The organism is Kitasatospora sp. NPDC057738, from assembly GCF_042798815.1.
In the GTDB taxonomy this organism is placed as follows: domain Bacteria; phylum Actinomycetota; class Actinomycetes; order Streptomycetales; family Streptomycetaceae; genus Kitasatospora; species Kitasatospora lactacystinica.
Genome location: NZ_JBHVJT010000049.1, coordinates 42159 through 62078, shown reverse-complemented (window position 1 = coordinate 62078; position 19920 = coordinate 42159). Strand labels below are relative to the sequence as shown.

Here is a 19920-nt window from a genome sequence, read left to right as displayed (position 1 = left end):
CCCCAGCCACACCTGGGTAACAGGTGGGGGGGTTGCTTTTTTCGGGGGGGGTTGGGGGGGGTGTGGGGTTGGGTCCCCGGGGGGCACCCCCCCCCCCGGCGGGGCCGTCAGGAGAAGAGCCGGCGCCAGGTGTCGGGGCCCGGGTAGCCGTCGGCCTCGCCGCCGCGCCAGCCCTGGGCCTGCTGGAAGGCCTGGACGGCGCGGCGGTCGCTCTCCGTCCAGCGCGGGCCGGGGCCGACGCCGTACGAGCCGCCGAAGCCCTTGCGGACCAGCTGTTCGCCGAGCAGACGGACGTGGTCGTTGTTCTGGCCGGGGCCGAAGTACCGCGCACCGGGGAAGGCCGAGCCGCCGGTGGTGGGCGGCGGGGGCGGCAGCGGGGTGCCGCTCCCGCCGCCGATGTCGCGGCCCTTGCCGTTGACCAGGTAGTCCCAGGTGTCCTTGCCGGGGATGCCGTCGGCCTCGTTGCCGCGCCAGCCCTGGGCCTGCTGGAAGGCCTGGGTGGCCCTGCGGTCGGCCTCGCCCCAGCGCGGGCCGGGGCCCTCGGAGTAGAACGCGGCGCCGCCGCGCCGCACCAGCAGTTGGCCGAGCTCGGTGACGTACGCGTTGTTGGCGCCGGGGCCGAACTTGGCGGTGCCGGGGAAGGCGGTCGAGGAGGTGCCGCCGCCGCCGTTGCCGCCGGCGGACAGGCCGGTGTAGCGGTACGGGACGTAGCCGCCGGAGTTGTTCCAGTACGCGTACGGGGTGGAGCGCTTCTTGGTGGCGGGGCCGGTCTGCTCGTAGGCGACGTACTTGGTGCGGGAGGAGTCGGTCCAGCCGCCGAAGATCGTCACGTGCGAGCCGGCCTGGGGGTTGGCCGGGTTGTTGTAGATGAGGACGTCGCCGGGCTGGAGGTCGTTCTTGCCGATCCGCTCGGCGAAGTCGGGCAGTGTCCAGGTGGTCTGACTGCTGCCCAGGCCCCAGGCCATCGAGACGAAGCCGGAGCAGTCCTGGCGGTAGCCGTCCGACCAGTAGCGGCTCATGCTGTACGGCACGCCCTGGTCGACCCAGGTCTGGGCGCGCTGGATGATCTGGGCCCGGGTGAGCGGCGCCGCGGCGGTGCGCGGGGCGGCGAAGGCGCGGGCGCCGGGGGCCTGGCCGTAGAGGCCGCTGACCTCGCCCTGGGGGGTCTGTGACCGGGCGCTGCTGCTGCCGCCCGGGGTGGGGCCGGGCGCGGGGGCCGCGGTGGCGGAGCCGGCGGCGGCCGTTCCGCCGCCTATCGCGGTGCCCACGGCGGCCATCAGGACGGCGGCCCGGCGGCGGACGCTGCGGGCGGCGGCGTGGCCGCCCTCGTGGACCGGCGCGGCGTGCAGCCGTGCGCGTCGGCGGGCGTTGCAGCCCCCGCATATGCAGTCCTCCGCCGGTTCGACGTCGTCGAACTCGATGAGCGGGGACAGGGGGTCGGTCAGGGTCATGCTCCGCCTCTTTCCCGGACTATTCCGCGTGTTATCCGGACCAAAGTCCCAAAGCGGGCGGGATGAGTCACGGTGGGTTAGGCCGAACGGGTGAGACCCGTTCGGCTCCCGGGCGTGGCGTCGATCGGCGGGAGGGCCTAGGGGAGGTGAGGCGCGGTCAGCGCGGGATGGCGGCCGAGTACTCGGGGTCGCTCCAGGTCAGCGGGGTGGCGTCGGCCAGTTCGACGACGCCGGTGACGGTCAGTTCGACCATCCGTTCGGCGCCCGGGACGCCCTGCCGGGCCTCCTCGGACCAGTCGGCGCGGGCCTCGCCGGTCACCAGCAGCGCCCCGCCGGTCTCCCAGTCGGGCAGCAGCAGGCCGGCGCGCGGGTCCAGCTCCAGGTTCCCGAGCGTCAGGAACATGCTGTTGCCCGGGTACTCCGGCCAGCGCAGCCGGTCCGGTGCCACCGGTCGCAGGAAGCCGGGGAGGCCGCCGCGGTGGGAGGCGTCCACGCTGCCGTCCGGGCCGGTGCTGGCGATGAAGAAGGTGTCCGCGGTGGCCGCCGCCAGGCGCTGCGCGGTGGTCAGCGCCGGACCGGTGGCGACCGTGCGGGGCGGGCCGGCGGCCGGGCGGTCCGTCGGGGTGCGGCGCTGGATGTACTTCGGGCAGTTGGCGACCACCTCCTCGGCGTGCACCAGCAGCCCGCCCCGGCCGTCCGGGACGGAACGCCCGTTGAGCCGCATCCGGCGCCGGCCGGCCGGGTCCAGTGCGATGGTGCCGACCCGGGCCGGGCGGTCCAGGGCCCCGGCCAGCGGGTCGGCCCCGGCCGGGAGGGCGGCGACGGCCAGGGTGTGTTCGTCCGGGGCGGAGAGGAAGCCGGCCGGGCCGGCCAGCTGGGTGGCCCAGACCCGGCCGTCCCGGTCGGCGGCGCCGACGACCAGCATCCGGCGCTCGGTCAGGAAGCGGGCGGCGACCGTCGGGACGGTGCGGCGGATCGACCGGCCGGCGTGGTCGGCCCGTCCGGTCCGGTCGGCCCGGGCCTGGACGGTCCGCTCGCCGGGGTGGTACGGCGTGCTGGTGGTCATGGTCGGCTCCCTGGCGGTGGTCGGGGCGCGTTCTAGAAGAAGCCGCAGGTCGGGGCATCGGCGGTGGGGGCTTCGGCCTCGGTGCCGTCCACGCCGGTGCGGGTGTAGACCTCCAGCCGGATGCCGTCCGGGTCGGTGAAGAAGATGCCGCCGGAGGACGAGCCCTCGCTGTGCGGGACGACGCCGTCGTAGGCGAACTCCGCGCCGAGCCCGCGCAGCAGCCGTTCGGTGGCGCGGACCTCGTCGAGGCTCTCGACCTCGAAGGAGAGGTGGTGCAGGCCGGGGCCGGTGGTGGCGAAGGTGCCCGCGCTCTGCTGCCAGAGCGTCACCACCAGGCGGCCGTCGCGGCCGAGCAGGGCGTAGCGGCGTTCGGGGTCGGTGCCTTCGGCGGTGACCTCCAGGCCGAACACGGCGCGGTAGAAGTCGAGCGAGCGGGCCAGGTCGGTGACGTTCAGTCCCACGTGGCCGGTCTGCAGGGTGCGGAGCTGGGTGGTGGCGGACATGCCTGGTCACTCCCGGAGGCTTCGGGGTCCGGCGAGGCTGCTGCCTAACCGGTACTCATGAGAGTAGGAGTTAGGTGATGCAGTGTCAACCAGTGAACGGCGGTGGAACGGTTAGGTTTTGCGGCGGGCGCGCGAAAGCCCCGCCGGGCCTGACGGTCCCGACGGGGCTCGGAGGGAGGGAGGCCCGGCCCCTGGCTAGGCCCACTCCCAGCGGATGCCGATGTGGCCCGGCTGCTGGTCCGGGGCCAGGACGTGGGCGCTCGCCGAGGCACCGATCCACAGCTGTTCGCGGCGGTGGTCGACGTCGGCGCCGGGCTCGCGGTCGTAGCGCTCGCAGTGCGCGGGGACGGCCGCCGGGTCGAAGTGCACCTGGAGCACGTACTCGCGCACCGGGCTGGCGAAGCGGCGGCTGTACTCCATGGTCGGGCCGCCGGGCGGGATCTCCACCTCGTACTCGAAGACCGTGCTGTCGCCGAGGCCGAGCGGGCGGTCCAGCATCAGCTCGGCGACGATCAGCCCGGCCTCGGGGCGGCGGCGCACCCGGCCCAGCCGGCCGTGCCGCACCGAGGTGATCTCCGGACAGCCGGCCGCCTCCTCGTCGGCCATGTGCACCACCAGACAGCGGCCGACGCCGCCGACCGTGGCGCGCACCACCTGGCGCATCCGCAGCAGGTTGCCGCGCCGCTCGGCGTCCACGTAGTAGGAGTCGTGGATGCTCAGCCGCTCCAGCTCGCCGGCCGGCGGGGCGTTCAGCTCGGCGAAGATGTTGGCGATCTCCTGCTCGCCCGGCCAGACGTCCTCCAGTCCGAGGTGGCAGGTGTTGGCCGCGGCGGCCCAGCGGCCGCGCGGGCGCGGCGGGCCGAGCAGGGAGGAGAGCGCGCTGTGCGGCAGGCCGAGCAGTTCCTCCAGCAGGTGGACGGCGCGCAGCGAGCTGGCCCGTTCGGGCTGGCTGCGGCCGCGCCGCCAGTAACTCAGGGTTGTGACACTGACCCTGACACCCCGTCCGGCGAGGGCGGCGCGGATGCGGTCCAGGCTGAGGCCGCTGGCCTCGATGGCCAGGTGCAGGGTGTCCGCGAAGCCGCCGACCGGGGCGAGCCGGCCGGGCGTTGGTGCGGGGGCGCCGGCGGGAGCCGGTCCGGGGCGCTCCGTGTGCGACCCGACCAGCCGCAGTCGCGCGGCGTCCTGTGGTTGCTGTGCGGCCATGCGGTGACCCTCCCCACCAGGTGAGTTCGGCGGGACCGGGCCGGCGCCGGGGCGCGCCGCCAGCGGCTTCACCGAGCTTTGGGGAACCCTATGCACGGTCGAGAGGCTACGTCATCAGTCGTGCGTATGACAGTGGTCACGGCAGGTGGACCGAAGGGTTAGCGATCTTGAAACAGTCCGGAAACACGAGCCGCCGACCTGGGCCCGCACACCGCCGTGGGCGGGCCCGGACGGACACCGCCGGGGCGGGCCATGACGGCTCCGCCCCGGCGGGGGTTCGGTGGTGCTACCGGTCGGTGATCAGCTCACGTTCAGCGCGACGTCGTCGATCACGAAGCTGGTCTGCTGCGACGAGTCCTCGGTGCCGGTGAACTTGATGGTCACGGTCTGGCCGGCGAAGGAGGTCAGGTCCAGGGTGCGCTGGACGTAGCCCGCGGCGGCGTTCGCGTTGGAGTAGGTCGCCAGCGTGGTGCTGTTGGCCTGGACGGTCAGCTTGTCGTACGCGGTGGTGCCGGTCTCCGCGGTGTCGATGTGCAGCCAGAAGGTCAGCTTGGCGGAGGCGCAGCCGGCCGGGATCGAGACGGTCTGCGACATGGTGTCGGTGTGGGCCGAGCCGTAGCCGTTCATCCAGGCCTTCCAGCTGCCCGAGTGGGCCGCCTGGGAGGAGCTGTTGTCGACCACGCCGCTGGAGGTGGTCCAGGGGGAGGCGGTGCCGGTCTCGAAGCCGCCGTTGGTGACGAGCTGGGCGGCGGTGCAGCCGCCGGACGGCGGGGTGGTGCCGCCGCCGAGCAGGGCGGTGGTCAGCGCGTCGGCGACCGGGGAGCCCCAGCCGGTGACCTGGTCGTAGCCGGCCTTCGCGGAGAAGTCCTGGTTGGCGCCGGTGGTCACGTCGTGGAAGGTGCTGCCGTAGGCGCTGCTGTTCGCGACCGAGTACAGCCGCGGGCTCGCCTCGCCCAGGACCGGCTGCCCGGCGGTCTTGGCCTTCTGGTTGAACTGGGCCGCGTAGCCGGACCAGAGCGGCGCGGCGGCGCTGGTGCCGCCGTAGACCTGCCAGCCGCCGGCGGTGTAGATCGCGAAGCCGCTGGCCGGGTCGGCGTTGGAGGAGACGTCCGGGACGGTGCGCATGGTGCCGCTGACACCGGTGCCGGTCTGCCAGCTCGGCTTGGCGAACACGGTGGAGACGCCGCCGCCGGCGGTGCTCCAGGCGCTCTCCGAGGAGTAGGCGTTGCCGCTGGAGACCTTGAGGTTGGTGCCGCCGACGCCGGTCTGGTGCGGGCTGGAGGCCGGGAAGTCGACCGCCTTGACGGAGGAGCCGCTGGTGGAGCGGGTGCAGTCGCGGGAGCCGTCGTCGCCGGAGGCGGAGAAGATCGAGATGCCCTGGGCGGCGGCCTGCTTGAAGGCGTTGTCGACCGCGGTCATCGAGGCGGCGGTGGTGTCCGGCTCGCAGGAGCCCCAGGAGATCGAGACCACCGAGACCTTGTTGTCGGTCACGATCTTGTTGGCCATGTCGATCTCGCCCTGGTCGCTGTTGGGCGCCTCGTAGACCAGCTGGGTGGCCTTGGGCGCCGCGCCGCGGACGATCTCGCTGTCCAGCTCGACCTCGCCCTGGCCCTGGCCGGGGGCGGAGTCGTAGTTGGCGCCGTCCACCGAGACGGTGGAGACGGCCGGGCCGGACAGGCCGTACTGGGAGTCGTAGGTGGTCAGGTTGGTCTTGCTGTAGCCGTCGAACTCCCACAGCGCGACCGTGGTGCCGGTGCCGTCCGCGCCGGTCCTGTTGAGGTTGTACGCGCCGGTGTACTGGGCCGGGGCCATGCCGCTCGGGGTGGCGGTCGCCGCGTTCGGGGTGACCGCGTTCGGCGTGGCGATGCGGTTCTTGCGCACCGCGTGGTTGTCCAGGCCGCTGATGCCCTGGACCACGGCGGCCAGGTCGGAGGGGATCGAGGCCGCGGCGTCGTTGGCGAAGAAGGCGCGCTGCAGCTGCGGGTCCAGGTACGAGCTCTCGTGGGTGCCGAAGGCCTGGGAGACCTGGGCGGCGGTGCCGTGGGCGTTGACCACCTGGCGGTTGGCGCTCACCTCGCCGACGGTCAGGCCCTGCTGGGCCAGGTACGTCCTGACCTGGTCGACGGCGGCCTGGGTCGGGCCGAACCGCGCGGTGAACTGCTCCGGCGTCAGGTAGTGGCCGTACTCCGGGGTGCCCGGGGTGGCGACGGCGGTGAGGAAGCGGTCCAGGGCGTCGCTGTCGCGCAGCTTCAGGCTGACGGACACCGCGATCTGCTGCGCGGCCGGAACGTCACCCTTCTTCTCCGAGTGGGCCACCGCGGGGTTCACGGTGTTCGGCAGGGCGACGCGCGGGGTGGCGTTGGGCGTGGCGGCCTGCGCGGTGGAGACACCGAGCGAGACGGCGGTCAGCGGCAGCACGGCTATCGCCGCGGCGAGGGCAAGGGAGCGGGGACGCAACGGATCCTCCTCTGGCCGGCTGTGGGGGCCGGCAAGGGGCCAGGCGTTCAGGGGGTCGAGAACGCTGGCTCGAACATGACAGAACCCGTGTGCGAATTGGCTCATGGCCGGGCAATTCGTTGCTAAAAAACAGTCAACTGTGGAGAGTGGGAAACTCGGCGGTTCCATACAGTGAATGGATGGGATTCCGGGGCCGGTCCGGCCCGGTTCGGCCGAGGGGGGCGGACGTAGAATCGGACCGAGCCGAGGGAGAGCCATGACCGATGCGCAGCCCGACCCGAGGGACCCGCGACCGCTGATCGGCGAGCCGCTCGCGCTCGACCTGCTCAACACCCGCTGGGCCGGAACGCCCGTCAACGACCTGCTCACCGACGTCGAGGGGTACGCGATCTGGCTCTCCTCCGCCGGGCTGGGCGGACGCTGCGCGGCCGACGAGGCGGGCCTGGCGGCGATCCGGCAGACCCGCGAGGCGATCCTGTCGGCCGCCCGGGACGCCCGCGAGCAAGGCGAGTTGGGCGCCGCGGCGCGGGACGGACTGGACGCGGTGCTGGCGCGCGGACGGATCCGGCGCACGGCGGCACCGGGCGGGGCCGAGGACCGGATCGAGGCCGACGGGCCGCAGTGGCTGGCGCCCTGGCTGGCGGCGGACGGCTTCCTCGCGCTGCTCGGCGAGGGGGCCCACCGGATCAGGCAGTGCGCGCACGAGGCGTGCATCCTGCACTTCTTCGACGCCTCGCAGAACGGCCGCCGGCGGTGGTGCCGGATGGCGGTGTGCGGGAACCGGGCGAAGGCGGCGCGGCACTATGTGAAGGCCCGGGGCTGACGGGCCTGCGGGCTGACGGACTGACGGGCTGACCGGCGGGTCGGCGGGCGGGCCGGAGCAGTGCGGGCGGACGCGCGACTCGGCGCGCGCCCGCCCCCGGGACGGTCAGGCCGGGGTGCCCAGCCAGTCGGTGAGGGCGGTGCGGAGCTCGCCCTGGCCGGGGTCGACGGCGCCCCAGGCGACGTAGCCGTCCGGGCGGATCAGCAGGACGGTGTCGCGCAGCTTGCCGTGCGGGTCGGCGGGGGCGGCGCAGACCAGGCGGTCGGTCCAGGGCTCGGCGGCGGCCAGCTCGTCATTGCTGACCAGGACGAACTTCCCGGCGCGCAGCGCCTCGTAGAGCCGCTCCGGGGCGGCGGGGGCGCCCTCGACGGGCTTGCTCAGGGCGGTCAGCCGCAGGTCCGGGACGCGCTTGCCGACCTGCGGGTGGGCGTCCTTGGGGGCGGGGTAGGAGATGCCGATGCCGGAGACCAGCCTGGCGCCGCGCTCGGTGACCGGGTCGAGGTGGCCGCCCAGCGCGGTCAGCGCCCCGCGCAGGGCGCGGGTGGGGGCGGACTCGGCGAGCGCCAGCCGGATCAGCGCGCCGGAGGTGCGCAGCACCGTCCGGCCGACCGGGTGCCGCTCGGTCTGGTAGGTGTCCAGCAGGGCGTCGGTGGCGTGGCCCCGGAGCGCGGCGGCGAGCTTCCAGGACAGGTTGGCGGCGTCCTGGAGGCCGGTGTTCATGCCCTGGCCGCCGGCCGGGGAGTGGCAGTGCGCGGCGTCGCCGGCCAGGAAGACCCGGCCGGAGCGGTAGTTGGGGGCCTGTCGCTCGTCGCTGTGGAAGGTGGAGCTCCAGCGCACCTCGTGCAGGCCGTGGTCCTCGCCGAGGATGGCCCGGGTGAGGTCGGTGAGCTGCTCGGTGGTGGGGGTGGTGCCGTCCGGGTACCGCTCCTCGCGGTCCCAGGCGATGATCCGGAACCAGCCGTCGCCGAACGGGGCGATGAAGGCGAAGCCGGCCTGGTTGGCGCCGACGGTGATCGCCTGGGCGGGCTCGCGGTCCAGCCGGACGTCGGCCAGCACCACCGAGTCGACCACGGACTCCCCGGGGAACGGGATGCCCAGCAGGTCGCGGACGGTGGAGTGGACGCCGTCGGTGGCGACCGCGTACGCGGCGCGGTGGCTGTGCCCGTCCCGGGTCTCCAGCGTCACGCCCTCGGCGTCCTGGTGCAGCCCGGTGACCTCGGCGCCGCGCAGCACGGTCGCGCCGGCGTGCTCCGCGCGCTCCAGCAGCACCCGCTCGACGTTGTACTGCGGGGTGATCAGGACGAACGGGAAGCGGGTGGGCAGCGAGCCGAGGTCGACGCCGAAGCGGTCGAACATCCTCAGTTCGGCGAGCGGACGGCCGGTGGCGATCAGCTCCTCGGCCAGGCCCCGGGCGTCCAGCAGCTCCAGGCTGCGGGCGTGCACGGCGAAGGCCCGGGTGAGGTTGGACTCGGTGGCCCGCTTCTCCAGCACCGTGACGCCGACCCCGGCGGCGGCGAGGTCGCCGGCCAGCAGCAGTCCGGTCGGTCCGGCACCGACGATCAGGACGTCGGTTTCGGTCGTCGGCTTCACGGCCATGTATTCAGCTCCCGTTCCTCGGAGGGCGGTCGGACGCCGTTCCCGGCGTTCTCCCAGCCTCCATCATCGCGGGCGCCGTCGGGGCTGTGAACCGCCGGGTCCCGGCGGTGGGTGACCGCCGGGATCCGGGTACGGGTCGGACGGCTCAGGCGTGCCGGCGGATCTCCACCGTGCGGAACCGGTTGGCGACGAACGCGCCGTCGCAGTAGGCCGCGTTGGCGGCCGGGTTGGCGCCGGTGCCGTGCAGGTCGGAGAAGGCTGCGGTCTGGTTGGGGTAGACCCCGCCGGTGAGGTTGAGCGAGAGCGAGACGCCGGAGTCCAGCGCGGCCTCGACCAGCAGCGCCTCCACCGCGGGCGAGGTGGTGTAGCCGGAGGCGGTCATGGCGCCCTTCTCGCGGACCGTGGTGCGCAGCAACTCGACGGCGGCGGCGGTGGATTCGACGGCGACGGCGAAGGAGACCGGGCCGAAGCACTCGCTGCGGAAGACCGCGCGGTCGTCCGGCTTGTCGGCGTCCAGCTTGACCAGCGCGGGGGTGCGGACGGTCGCGCCGGGGAAGTCCGGCGAGGTCACCGCGCGCGGGGCGAGGGCGAGTTCGCCGTACTCGCCGCCGGCCGCGGCGGCCGAGCGCTGGAGCACCCCGGGGTTGACCACGGCGCCGAGGATCGCCGCGGCGCGGGCGTCGTCGGACAGCAGGCCCTCGATGGCGCCGGCCAGGTCGGAGACCACCTGGTCGTAGGACTTGTCGCCCTGGTCGGTGGCGATGCCGCCGCGCGGGATCAGCACGTTCTGCGGGGTGGTGCACATCTGGCCGCTGTAGAGCGAGAGCGCGAAGGCCAGGTTGCCCAGCATGCCCTTGTAGTCGTCGGTGGAGTCGATCACCACCGCGTTGACGCCGGCCTTCTCGGTGTACACCTGCGCCTGCTTGGCGTGCTCCTCCAGCCAGTCGCCGAAGGCGGTGGAGCCGGTGTAGTCGATCAGCTTGATCGCCGGGTGGACGGCGAGCGCCTGGGCGACGGTGCCGCCCTCGTGCTCGGCGGCCAGGCAGACCAGATCGGCGTCGAAGCCGGCCTCGGCGAGCACCTCGCGGGCGATCCGCACGGTCAGCGCGAGCGGCAGCACGGCCCGCGGGTGCGGCTTGACCAGCACCGGGTTGCCGGTGGCCAGCGAGGCGAACAGGCCCGGGTAGCCGTTCCAGGTGGGGAAGGTGTTGCAGCCGATCAGCAGCGCGAGGCCGCGCGGGACGACGGTGAACTCCTTGGTCATCACCAGCGGGTCGCGCTTGCCCTGCGGCTTGGTCCAGCCGGCCTGCCGGGGCAGCCGGGTCTGCTCGGCGTAGGCGTAGGCGACGGCCTCCAGGCCGCGGTCCTGGGCGTGCGGGCCGCCGGCCTGGAAGGCCATGCCGTAGGCCTGGCCGGTGGTGTGCATGACGGCCTGGGCGAACTCGTGGGAGCGGGCGTTGATCCGGTGCAGGATCTCCAGGCAGACGGCGGCGCGCTCCAGCGGGGTCGCGGCGGCCCAGCCGGGGCGGGCGGCGGTGAGCGCGGCGATCAGCGCGTCCGGGGCGGCGTGCGGGTAGGTGATGCCCAGCTCGACGCCGTACGGGGAGGCCTCGCCGCCGACCTGGTCGCCGTCGGTGGGGTGGCCGTCGAGGGCGAAGGGCTTGCCGAGCAGGGCGTCGAAGGCGGCCTTGCCGTCCGCCGGGCCGCTCTCGCCGTAGGCCTTCGGGAACTCGGGGTAGGGCGACCAGTAGTCGCGCTCGGTGGCGGCGGTGAGCGCGGCGTCCAGGGTGGCCTGGTGGCGCTCGACCAGCTCGCTGACGAGGGGGTGGGTGACCGCTGCGGACATCTGTGCGCTCCTCGGAGGGCCTCGAAAAGCAGGACGGGACACGTCACAGAGTAACCGAACGATCGGTCGGCTCAAGGGGGTGCAGCGGGGGAATCCGGCGGGAACGCACAGGGGGCGCGTCCATGGCGGACGCGCCCCCGTGGGCTCGGGTGGTCCGGGTCTACGGCACGCCGAGCTCGAAGAGGACGTACCCGGCGTACCAGCCGGAGGCGACCGCGCCGGTCCCCAGGACGGTGGCCAGCACCGGCAGGCTCAGCTTGCGCATCGCCACCGCCAGCGCGATGAACAGCGGGAACACGGGCATCAGGTAGCGCGAGACGTTGCCGAAGATGCCGAGGCTGCCGAGCACCGAGACGATCGTGGCCAGCGTGTAGGCGGTCAGCACCAGCGGCGGGCGCAGCCGGACCAGCAGCACGATCAGCACCGGCAGGCTGAACACGATCAGGGTGGCGAGGAGGTCCGGCACCGGGAAGCCGTAGGGGTAGTCGCTGCGGCCCAGCATCACCCCGCGGATCGCGTGCCAGGTGCCCTGGCCCCAGTCGAAGTAGTGCATCCAGGCGTCCTGCTGGATCCGGAAGTAGCCGCCCCACTCGCCCGTCCGCCAGCCCACCCAGCCGACGTAGCCGAGCAGGCCGACCGGGGCCAGCACCATCGCGGTCAGCGGGCGCAGGACGCCGCTCTCCCGGCGGTACAGCTCGACGATCGCGGCCAGGCCGACGGCACCGATCAGGGCCGCGGAGGTGGGCCGGTTGAGCCCGGCGACCAGGGTGATCACCCCGGCGGCGATCCACTGCTTGGTCATCACGCAGTAGCAGGCCCAGGCGGCCAGCGCGACGAACAGCGAGTCCGAGTAGACGGCCCACTCGGCTCCCGACCCCGGGACGATCGCCCAGATGCCGGCCGCGATCACGCCCGAGCGCGCGTCCGAGGTGAGCTTCTCCACGACGGCGTAGATGCCGGCCGCGGCGAACAGCGAGGACACCACCGAGACGAGCATCCCGGCGCCGTACAGGCCGAGGCCGGTGGTCTCCGAGACCATCCGCATCAGGCCCGGGTAGAGCGGGAAGAAGGCGGCCGAGTTCTGCTCGATGGTGTAGCCGATCGGACCGTTGGGGATCGGTACGAGCGCCGGGTGGTATCCGAACTGCGCCACCTGCTGGTACCACCAGCCGTCCCAGGTGGCCAGCACGTCCCAGGGGTAGGCGCCGCCGCCGAACCGGGCCGGCTTCTTGGCGTAGTCGCCGGCGAAGGAGAGCAGCTTCATGAAGACGGTGAAGCCGATCAGCTTCAGCACCGCGTAGCACCACACGGCCGGTCCGTAGCGGACCACCAGCCGGCGGCCGCGTTCCTGCCAGGTGCGCCCGGTGTCCGCCGGCTCCTCGCTGCGCTGCTCTGGCATGTCGGAGGCGACTGCCGGTATTGCGTTCATCAGCCGTGGACCCCAGTGCTCTGGACGTGGACGGATCGTCCGGAGATTCTAGGGCCTGCCTTTCCGGGCTGGTGTGGACCAGTCGGACCCGATCGCGTAACGCGGGGGGCGGCCGGGGATACTCGGAGGATGGCCGATCACACCACGCGCACCGCCTACACCGTGGAGTCACTGCTCGCGGTGACCGTCGACGTGTTCAACGAGCGCGGCTACGACGGCACCTCCATGGAGGACCTGTCCCGGGCGGCGGGGATCTCCAAGTCCTCCATCTACCACCACGTGCGCGGCAAGGAGGAACTGCTGCGGCTGGCGGTCGGGCGGGCGCTGGACGGGCTGTTCGCGATCCTGGTCGAGCCGGCCGCGGTCCGGGGCCCGGCGGTGGAGCGGCTGGAGCACGTGGTGCGGCGCACCGCCGAGGTGCTGCTGGAGGAACTGCCGTACGTGACGCTGCTGCTGCGGGTGCGCGGCAACACGGCCACCGAGCAGTGGGCGCTGGAGCGCCGGCGGGACTTCGACCACCAGGTGGCCGAGCTGCTGCGGGCGGCGGTCGCGGACGGCGCGCTGCGCGCGGACGTGGAGCCGAGGCTGGCCACCCGGCTGCTGTTCGGGATGATCAACTCGATCGTGGAGTGGTACCGGCCGGGGCTCAAGGCCGCCGACGGGGTCGCGGACGCGGTGGTCCACCTGGCCTTCGACGGGCTGCGGGCGCGCTGACCGGCCCGGCCCGCCGCGGTGGGCCGACCGGTGGGCCGGTCGGTGAGACCGGCGGGCCGACCGGTCGGATCGGCGGCCCGGCCGGTCAGATCGGCGGCACCTGGTCGGTCTCCTCGAAGATCAGCATGGTCCGGGTGCCGAGCACCTGGGGAATGGACTGGATGCTGCCCAGCACCAGCTCCCGCAGGGCCTGGTTGTCGGCGGTGTGCACCAGCAGCAGGACGTCGAAGTCCCCGCCGACCAGCGCGATGTGCGCCACCCCGGGCAGCTCCAGCAGCCGTTCGCGCACCGTCCGCCAGGAGTTCTGGACGATCTTCAGGGTGACGTACGCGGACGCGGTCTGACCTGCCCGTTCGTGGTCCACCCTGGCAGTGAAGCCGCGGATGATGCCGTCCTCGACCATTCTGGAGATCCGGGCGTACGCGTTGGCCCGGGACACGTGCACCCGCTCGGCCACCGAGCGGATGGAGGCGCGACCGTCCTGCTGCAGCAGCCGAAGGATCGACCGGTCGACCTGATCGAGTCTGGACATCTGTTCAGCAGACATGACCCCCCACCCCCACCGATTGGACACACTGCCACCAGTCGACCGCCGAACAGGCCGAATGTCCACCACCTTGTCACGCTTCTGGTCAAGATGAACAGACGACCGAACAATCGGTAGGGAGCCCCCGCCACCCCTGGAGGTGCCCCGAGATGACCGTTCTCGACCACAGACACCACACGAGCGTGCCCGGCTGGCTGCCCGGGGCCACCGCTCCGCGCACCGACCCGGCGCCCCTCCTCCCGGACCCGTCCCCCGTCCGGGCGCTCGGCACCCCGGCCCTGGAGAAGTACGACCCGGCCCTGCTGCGCGAGCTCTACCGCCGGCTGGTCGTCGGCCGCCGCTACAACCAGCAGGCCACCACCCTGACCAAGCAGGGCCGGCTCGCCGTCTACCCGGCGTCCACCGGCCAGGAGGCCTGCCAGGTCGCCGCCGCGCTGGTGCTCGGCGAGCACGACTGGCTCTTCCCCAGCTACCGCGACACCCTCGCGGTGGTCTCCCGGGGCGTCGACCCGCTGGAGGCGCTGACCCTGCTGCGCGGCAACGCCCACACCGGCTACGACCCGCGGGCCAGCCGCACCGCCCCGCTCTGCACCCCGCTCGCCACCCAGGCCCCGCACGCCGTCGGGCTGGCGCACGCCGCCCGGCTGCGCGGCGAGCCGGTGGTCGCGCTGGCGATGCTCGGCGACGGCGGCACCAGCGAGGGCGACTTCCACGAGGCGCTGAACTTCGCGGCCGTGCTCGGCGCCCCGGTGGTCTTCCTGGTGCAGAACAACGGCTACGCGATCTCCGTCCCGCTCAGCGCCCAGTCCGCCGCACCGAGCCTGGCCCACAAGGCCGTCGGCTACGGCATGGCGGGCCGGCTGGTGGACGGCAACGACGCGCCCGCCGTGCACTCGGTGCTGACCGAGGCGGTCGAGCGGGCCCGGGCCGGCGGCGGCCCGACCCTGGTCGAGGCGCTGACCTACCGGATCGACGCCCACACCAACGCCGACGACGCCACCCGCTACCGCACCGAGCCCGAGGTGGCCGCCTGGCGCGAGCACGACCCGATCCTGCTGATGGAGCGCGCGCTGCGCGGGCTCGGCGTGCTGGACGACCGGCTGGTGCGGGAGGCGGCCGACGAGGCCGAGGCGCTGGCGGCCCGGATGCGGGCCGAGTTCCACGCCGACCCGGCCCTGGACCCGATGGCGCTGTTCGCCCACGTCTACGCCGAACCGACCCCACAACTACGGGAGCAGGCAGCCCAGTTGGCCGAAGAGCTGGCCGCCGAGGCGGAGGTGGCGGACCGGTGAGCACCTCCCACCCGTCGCCCGCGCCCACCCTCGGCGGGGCCTCCCCCAGCCTCCGGCCGGGGGGACCCCCATCGCGGCGCCCCTCCGACGCCCGCCCGTCGAGCATGGCCCAGGCGCTCAACTCCGCGCTGCGGGACGCCATGCGCGAGGACCCGGCGGTGCACGTGCTCGGCGAGGACGTCGGCGCGCTCGGCGGCGTCTTCCGGATCACCGACGGGCTCACCGCCGAGTTCGGCCCGGAGCGCTGCCTGGACACCCCGCTGGCCGAGGCCGGCATCCTCGGCACCGCGATCGGCATGGCGATGTACGGGCTGCGCCCGGTCGTCGAGATGCAGTTCGACGCCTTCGCCTACCCGGCGCTGGAGCAGCTGTTCTCGCACGTCGCCAAGATGCGCAACCGCACGGCCGGCAGGATGCCGCTGCCGATCACCGTCCGCATCCCGTACGGCGGCGGCATCGGCGGCGTCGAGCACCACAGCGACGCCTCCGAGGCGTACTACACCAGCACCCCCGGCCTGCACGTGGTCACGCCGGGAACGGTGGCCGACGCGTACGGGCTGCTGCGCGCCTCGATCGCCTCCGACGACCCGGTGGTCTTCCTGGAGCCCAAGCGGCTCTACTGGGGCAGGGCCGACTTCGACCCGGCGACGCCGGTCGAACCGATCGGCCGGGCGGTGCTGCGGCGCACCGGCACCTCCGCCGTGCTGATCACCTACGGCCCCTCGCTGCCGGTCTGCCTGGAGGCGGCCGAGACGGCGAAGGCCGAGGGCTGGGACCTCGCGGTGCTGGACCTGCGCACCCTGGTGCCCTTCGACGACGAGACGGTCTGCCGGGTGGTGCGCTCGCTCGGCCGGGCCGTGGTGGTGCACGAGGCGAGCGGCTTCGGCGGCACCGGCGCGGAGATCGCCGCCCGGGTCACCGAGCGCTGCTTCCACCACCTGGCCGCGCCCGTGCTGCGGGTCACCGGCTTCGACATCCCGTACCCGCCGCCGATGCTGGAGCACCACCACCTGCCCGGGGTGGACCGGATCCTGGACGCGGTCGCCCGGCTCCAGTGGGAGGACCGAGGATGATGCCCGTCGTGCGCGAGTTCCGGCTGCCCGACCTCGGTGAGGGTCTCACCGGGGCGGAGGTGGTGCGCTGGATGGTCGAGGTCGGCGAGGTGATCGCCGTCGACCAGCCGGTGGTGGAGGTGGAGACCGCCAAGGCCGTGGTGGAGGTGCCCTGTCCGTACGGCGGGGTGGTCACCGCGCGGTACGGCGAGGTGGGCGAGGAGATCGCCGTGGGCGCGCCGCTGGTGACGGTCGCGGTGGGGCCGTCGTCGTCGGGGAGCGGTCCGCAGGCTCCGGACGAGCCGGGCGTCGTCGCCGCTCCCGCGGCCTCCGAGGTGGAGCGGCCGCTGGTCGGGTACGGCGTCGCCGAGCCGGGCCGGGGCGGGCGCCGGCGCCGGGTCGGGGGGCCGGCCGCGGTGCCGGCCCCGGTCGTGGCCGGTGGCGGTGCCGCTGCTGGTGCTGGTGCTGCGGCCGGTGCGCCGGCGGGTGCGGTGGCCGTGCGGGCTCCGGCGGTGCCGACCGGGCCCGCGGTGGTGCCGGTGATCTCGCCGCTGGTGCGGCGGCTGGCCCGGGAGCAGGGGGTCGACCTGACCGCGCTCGCCGGGAGCGGGCCGGACGGACTGATCATGCGTGCGGACGTCGAACGGGCGGTCGCGGCCAGGGTGGCCGCTCCGGCGCCCGCCGGGCCGGCCGTGCGGGACGGTGTGGTCCCGCTGCGCGGACTGCGCAAGGCGGTGGCCGAGAAGCTGAGCCGCAGCCACCGGGAGATCCCGGCGGCGACCTGCTGGGTGGATGCGGATGCCACCGAACTCATGGCGCTGCGAAGGCAGTTGAACGCCACGCCGGGGCCGAAGGTGAGCGTGCTGGCACTGCTGGCGCGGATCTGCACCGTCGCGCTGGCGCGCTTCCCGGAGCTCAACTCCTCGGTGACCGAGGATGGTTCGGGCATCGTCCGGCATTCGGCGGTGCACCTGGGCTTCGCCGCGCAGGGCGAGCGCGGGCTGGTCGTCCCGGTGGTCCGGGACGCGCAGAACCGCAGCACCGAACAACTCGGAGAGGAGCTGGCCCGGTTGACCGAGGCGGCGCGCGGCAGTGCGCTCACCCCGGCCGAACTGACCGGCGGGACCTTCACGTTGAACAACTACGGGGTGTTCGGCGTGGACGGTTCCACCCCGATCCTCAACCACCCGGAGGCGGCGATGCTCGGGGTCGGCCGGATCGTGGCCAAACCCTGGGTCCACCAGGGGGAGTTGGCGGTGCGCGAGGTGACCCAGCTGTCGTTCACCTTCGACCACCGGGTCTGCGACGGCGGGACGGCGGGCGGCTTCCTGCGGTTCGTCGCCGACTGCGTGGAGCAGCCGGGGATGCTGCTGCGACAGCTCTGATCCCGGCCGCCGAAAGTGGCGGGAATGGTCGCCCTGGGTGCGCGGAGGGGCACCCAGGGCGACCGTGGACCGGGGAGAGTAGCGCGTCCCCGGCCCGGATGTCCGGGCTTCGCGCGATTCGTCGGAGGAGCGCTCCGGCCGTGCCACGCTGCCCTGGCGCCAGTAGGGACAAGCCGAGTGGTGGCGCAGCCGGCCGGAGGCGAAACGATTCTCTTGGGTACTCGAAACGTAGCGGTGAAGTCCCGCGGGACAGTCCTGGTCCGCACCGGACACGGCTCGGCGGGGGCCGCCTCCGTCCCGGGCCTGCCGACGGGCGCGCCCGGGCGGGCCCCGGCGCGGGAGGTGGCGCGGGAGGTGGCCGTCCGGCCGTCGACGCCGCTGGACCTGCCGCCCCTGCCGCCCCTGGCGGCGGCGGAGGCGCCGACGGCGGTGCTGCCGCCGGTGTCGCTGCTGGAGCCCGTCCGGCCGGTGATCCCGGCCCGGCCGCCGCACCCGCCGGCCGTGCCCGCCGCCGCCACCGGCCCCGGCCCCGGCCCCGGCCCCGCTTCCGGTTCCGGCGCCGTCCTCGCTCCGGACCCCACCCCCTTCCGCCCGCTGTTCGCCGACGCGCCCGGCCTCAACTGGGCCGGGCCGGGCGACCGGTGGACCGAGGCCTGGGGCGTGCGGACCCCCGTCGGGCAGCTCCCGGCCGCACCGCCCGCCGTCGCGCTCCCCGCTGTCGGCCTTCCTGCCGTAGGCCTTCCCGCTGCCGGTCAGGACGGGACCGCCGGCCGACCGCCGCTCACCGGCCGGGAGGTCGCGCTGGTCCGGGCCGGCCTCGCCGCCGTCGGGCCGGACGCCGACCGGGCCACCGCGCACTTCTTCGCGCTGCTCTTCCTGCGCCACCCCGAGCTCCGCCCCTCCTTCCCCGCCGCCATGGACGTCCACCGCGATCGGCTGTTCCGCACCCTGCTGGCCGTCGTGCGCGAGATCGACCAGCCGGTGGCCCTGCGCGCCACGCTGACCGGGCTCGGCCGAGACCACCGTCGGTACGGCACGCTGACCGGGTACGACGCCGCGGTGGAGGAGTGCCTGGTGGCGACGCTGGCCCGGTACGCGGGCGGCCACTGGGACGCCGAGGCCGAATCGGCCTGGCGCCGCGCCTACCGGATGATCTCCTCGGCCGTGATCGAGGCCGCCGAGGAGGACGCCCGGACCTCGCCGCCCTGGTGGCAGGGCGAGATCGTCCGGCACGAGCGCCGCACCCGGGACGTCGCGGCGATCACCGTCCGCCCGGACCAGGCGTACCCGTTCCGGGCCGGGCAGTACGCCGCCCTGGAGACGCCCTGGTGGCCGAGGGTCTGGCGGCAGTACTCCTTCGCCGGGGCGCCCCGTCCGGACGGGCTGCTGACCTTCCACGTCAAGGCCGTCCAGGCGGGCTGGGTGAGCAACGCGCTGGTCCACCGGGCCGCGCCCGGGGACGTGCTGCGGCTCGGTCCGGCGGCCGGCTCGATGACCGTCGACCACGCGGCGGGACCGGACCTGCTCTGCCTCGGCGGGGGCACCGGCATCGCGCCGATCCGTGCCCTGGTCGAGGAGGCGGTCGAGCACGGCGTGCCCGGCCGCCGGGTCGAGGTGTTCTACGGCGCCCGCCGGGCCGAGGAGCTTTACGCGCTGGGCGAGCTGCGCGAACTGGCCGTGCGGAACCGGTGGCTGACGATCCGTCCGGTGCTGTCCGGTGGCGCCCCGGCGGGTGTCCTGCTGCCCGGGGGCCTGCTGCCCGGCGGGCCGCTGACCGGCGAACTGCCCGAGGTGGTGAGCCGGTTCGGCCCGTGGACCGGGCGCGAGGCGGTGCTCAGCGGGCCGGCCGCGATGGTGCGCACGGGCGTCGGGGCACTGCTGCGGGCCGGGGTGCCGGCCGAGCGGATCCGGCACGACCCGGTCGGCGACCCGACCGCGGGTTGATCACCCGAGGTCGGGTGCGAGGAGCGCGCGGATGCCCTCGATGTTGGCCGCCAGGTACGCCCGCAGCCGGGGCGGGACCACGTTGACCGAGGTGACGCCCTCGCGGGTGAACGGCAGCCGGACCACCTCGTACTCGCCGTTGGGGTCGGTCACTTCGGGCCCGTGCCGCCGGCTGAGGTCCATCGAGGCGAGCCGGCAGACGAAGAAGTGCTGCACCTTGACCCCGTGCGGGTGCGGCAGGGTGCCGTCGTCGACGGCGGCACCCCCGGCCGGTGGCTGGGGCATGGTGTGGCTGATGGTGTCGACGAAGGCGGGCACCACGTCCACGACCTTGCCGCCGAGTTCCTCGTCCACCTCGCGGTGCAGCGCCTCGACCACCGTCCGGTCCTCGCGCTCGACCCCGCCGCCGGGGGTGATCCAGTACGGGTGCGGCGAGTCCGGCCGGACCCGCCGGATCAGCACGATCGACGCCGGGCCGTACGGATCGTCCGGGTCGAGCTCCAGCAGGATCGCCCGCGCGGTGCGCTTCACGACGGGGCGCGGTGGCGGCGGAGTGCGGTTCTCGGGGCCCATGGCCACCTCCGGGACTGGCGCGTTGTGCGGGATTCTCCC

At 74.1% G+C, this 19920-nt stretch carries 16 protein-coding genes; 6 read left to right on the top strand and 10 right to left on the bottom strand.

The genetic code is table 11. From position 1 onward, the window contains the following. Window positions 1–107: 107 nt before the first annotated feature. The 5 genes from ACFVGO_RS25260 to ACFVGO_RS25240 all read right to left on the bottom strand — a co-directional run bounded on the left by ACFVGO_RS25260 (window position 108) and on the right by ACFVGO_RS25240 (window position 6680). Window positions 108–1451 (bottom strand): peptidoglycan-binding protein, encoded by a 1344-nt coding sequence (locus tag ACFVGO_RS25260; protein WP_380353966.1) that lies wholly within the window; start codon window positions 1449–1451, stop codon window positions 108–110. A 157-nt stretch (window positions 1452–1608) separates the two neighbouring features. Continuing rightward, window positions 1609–2517, bottom strand: a complete 909-nt coding sequence (locus tag ACFVGO_RS25255; protein WP_380353963.1) for a pyridoxamine 5'-phosphate oxidase family protein — start codon at window positions 2515–2517, stop codon at window positions 1609–1611. Window positions 2518–2549: 32 nt separating this feature from the next. Continuing rightward, window positions 2550–3020: a VOC family protein gene (locus ACFVGO_RS25250; protein ID WP_359905227.1), complete on the bottom strand. Its 471-nt coding sequence runs from the start codon at window positions 3018–3020 to the stop codon at window positions 2550–2552. 195 nt (window positions 3021–3215) lie between these two features. Then, window positions 3216–4223, bottom strand: coding sequence for an XRE family transcriptional regulator (locus tag ACFVGO_RS25245; RefSeq protein ID WP_359905225.1), 1008 nt, complete (start codon window positions 4221–4223; stop codon window positions 3216–3218). Between the two features lie 300 nt (window positions 4224–4523). Next, entirely contained in the window at window positions 4524–6680 is a 2157-nt protein-coding gene (locus tag ACFVGO_RS25240) for a protease pro-enzyme activation domain-containing protein (RefSeq protein WP_380353960.1), read from the bottom strand. A gap of 256 nt (window positions 6681–6936) precedes the next feature. Between ACFVGO_RS25240 and ACFVGO_RS25235 the strand changes: the two genes are divergently transcribed. Then, window positions 6937–7503: a CGNR zinc finger domain-containing protein gene (locus ACFVGO_RS25235; RefSeq protein WP_359905219.1), complete on the top strand. Its 567-nt coding sequence runs from the start codon at window positions 6937–6939 to the stop codon at window positions 7501–7503. Between the two features lie 105 nt (window positions 7504–7608). On the opposite strand, the gene ACFVGO_RS25230 is transcribed toward ACFVGO_RS25235, so the two are convergent. The 3 genes from ACFVGO_RS25230 to ACFVGO_RS25220 form a co-directional block, all read right to left on the bottom strand. Then, on the bottom strand, window positions 7609–9099 hold the full coding sequence (locus ACFVGO_RS25230; RefSeq protein WP_380634183.1) for an FAD-dependent monooxygenase: 1491 nt from the start codon (window positions 9097–9099) through the stop codon (window positions 7609–7611). 145 nt (window positions 9100–9244) lie between these two features. Beyond that, window positions 9245–10945, bottom strand: a complete 1701-nt coding sequence (gene paaN / locus ACFVGO_RS25225) for a phenylacetic acid degradation protein PaaN (protein WP_380634180.1) — start codon at window positions 10943–10945, stop codon at window positions 9245–9247. A 160-nt stretch (window positions 10946–11105) separates the two neighbouring features. Continuing rightward, the gene (locus ACFVGO_RS25220) at window positions 11106–12344 is read right to left on the bottom strand and encodes a hypothetical protein (protein ID WP_380634177.1); all 1239 of its coding nucleotides are present in this window, start codon (window positions 12342–12344) and stop codon (window positions 11106–11108) included. Window positions 12345–12503: 159 nt separating this feature from the next. On the opposite strand from ACFVGO_RS25220, the gene ACFVGO_RS25215 reads away from it, so the two are divergent. Continuing rightward, window positions 12504–13088, top strand: coding sequence for a TetR/AcrR family transcriptional regulator (locus tag ACFVGO_RS25215; RefSeq protein WP_359905207.1), 585 nt, complete (start codon window positions 12504–12506; stop codon window positions 13086–13088). Between the two features lie 85 nt (window positions 13089–13173). On the opposite strand, the gene ACFVGO_RS25210 is transcribed toward ACFVGO_RS25215, so the two are convergent. Beyond that, the gene (locus ACFVGO_RS25210) at window positions 13174–13620 is read right to left on the bottom strand and encodes an Lrp/AsnC family transcriptional regulator (RefSeq protein ID WP_380634174.1); all 447 of its coding nucleotides are present in this window, start codon (window positions 13618–13620) and stop codon (window positions 13174–13176) included. A 164-nt stretch (window positions 13621–13784) separates the two neighbouring features. On the opposite strand from ACFVGO_RS25210, the gene ACFVGO_RS25205 reads away from it, so the two are divergent. The 4 genes from ACFVGO_RS25205 to ACFVGO_RS25190 all read left to right on the top strand — a co-directional run bounded on the left by ACFVGO_RS25205 (window position 13785) and on the right by ACFVGO_RS25190 (window position 19308). Continuing rightward, a complete protein-coding gene (locus tag ACFVGO_RS25205; RefSeq protein ID WP_359905202.1) occupies window positions 13785–14927 on the top strand; it encodes a thiamine pyrophosphate-dependent dehydrogenase E1 component subunit alpha in 1143 nt (380 codons plus the stop codon). A 104-nt stretch (window positions 14928–15031) separates the two neighbouring features. After that, window positions 15032–16000 carry an alpha-ketoacid dehydrogenase subunit beta gene (locus tag ACFVGO_RS25200; protein WP_359905247.1) on the top strand — a complete coding sequence of 323 codons (969 nt, stop codon included), beginning with the start codon at window positions 15032–15034 and terminating at the stop codon, window positions 15998–16000. After that, window positions 16000–17364: a dihydrolipoamide acetyltransferase family protein gene (locus tag ACFVGO_RS25195; protein WP_380634197.1), complete on the top strand. Its 1365-nt coding sequence runs from the start codon at window positions 16000–16002 to the stop codon at window positions 17362–17364. The genes ACFVGO_RS25200 and ACFVGO_RS25195 overlap by 1 nt, the downstream gene beginning before the upstream one ends. A gap of 234 nt (window positions 17365–17598) precedes the next feature. Beyond that, on the top strand, window positions 17599–19308 hold the full coding sequence (locus ACFVGO_RS25190) for a globin domain-containing protein (RefSeq protein WP_380634171.1): 1710 nt from the start codon (window positions 17599–17601) through the stop codon (window positions 19306–19308). On the opposite strand, the gene ACFVGO_RS25185 is transcribed toward ACFVGO_RS25190, so the two are convergent. Further along, window positions 19309–19881, bottom strand: coding sequence for an NUDIX domain-containing protein (locus tag ACFVGO_RS25185; protein ID WP_359905196.1), 573 nt, complete (start codon window positions 19879–19881; stop codon window positions 19309–19311). Between the last annotated feature and the right edge of the window lie 39 nt (window positions 19882–19920).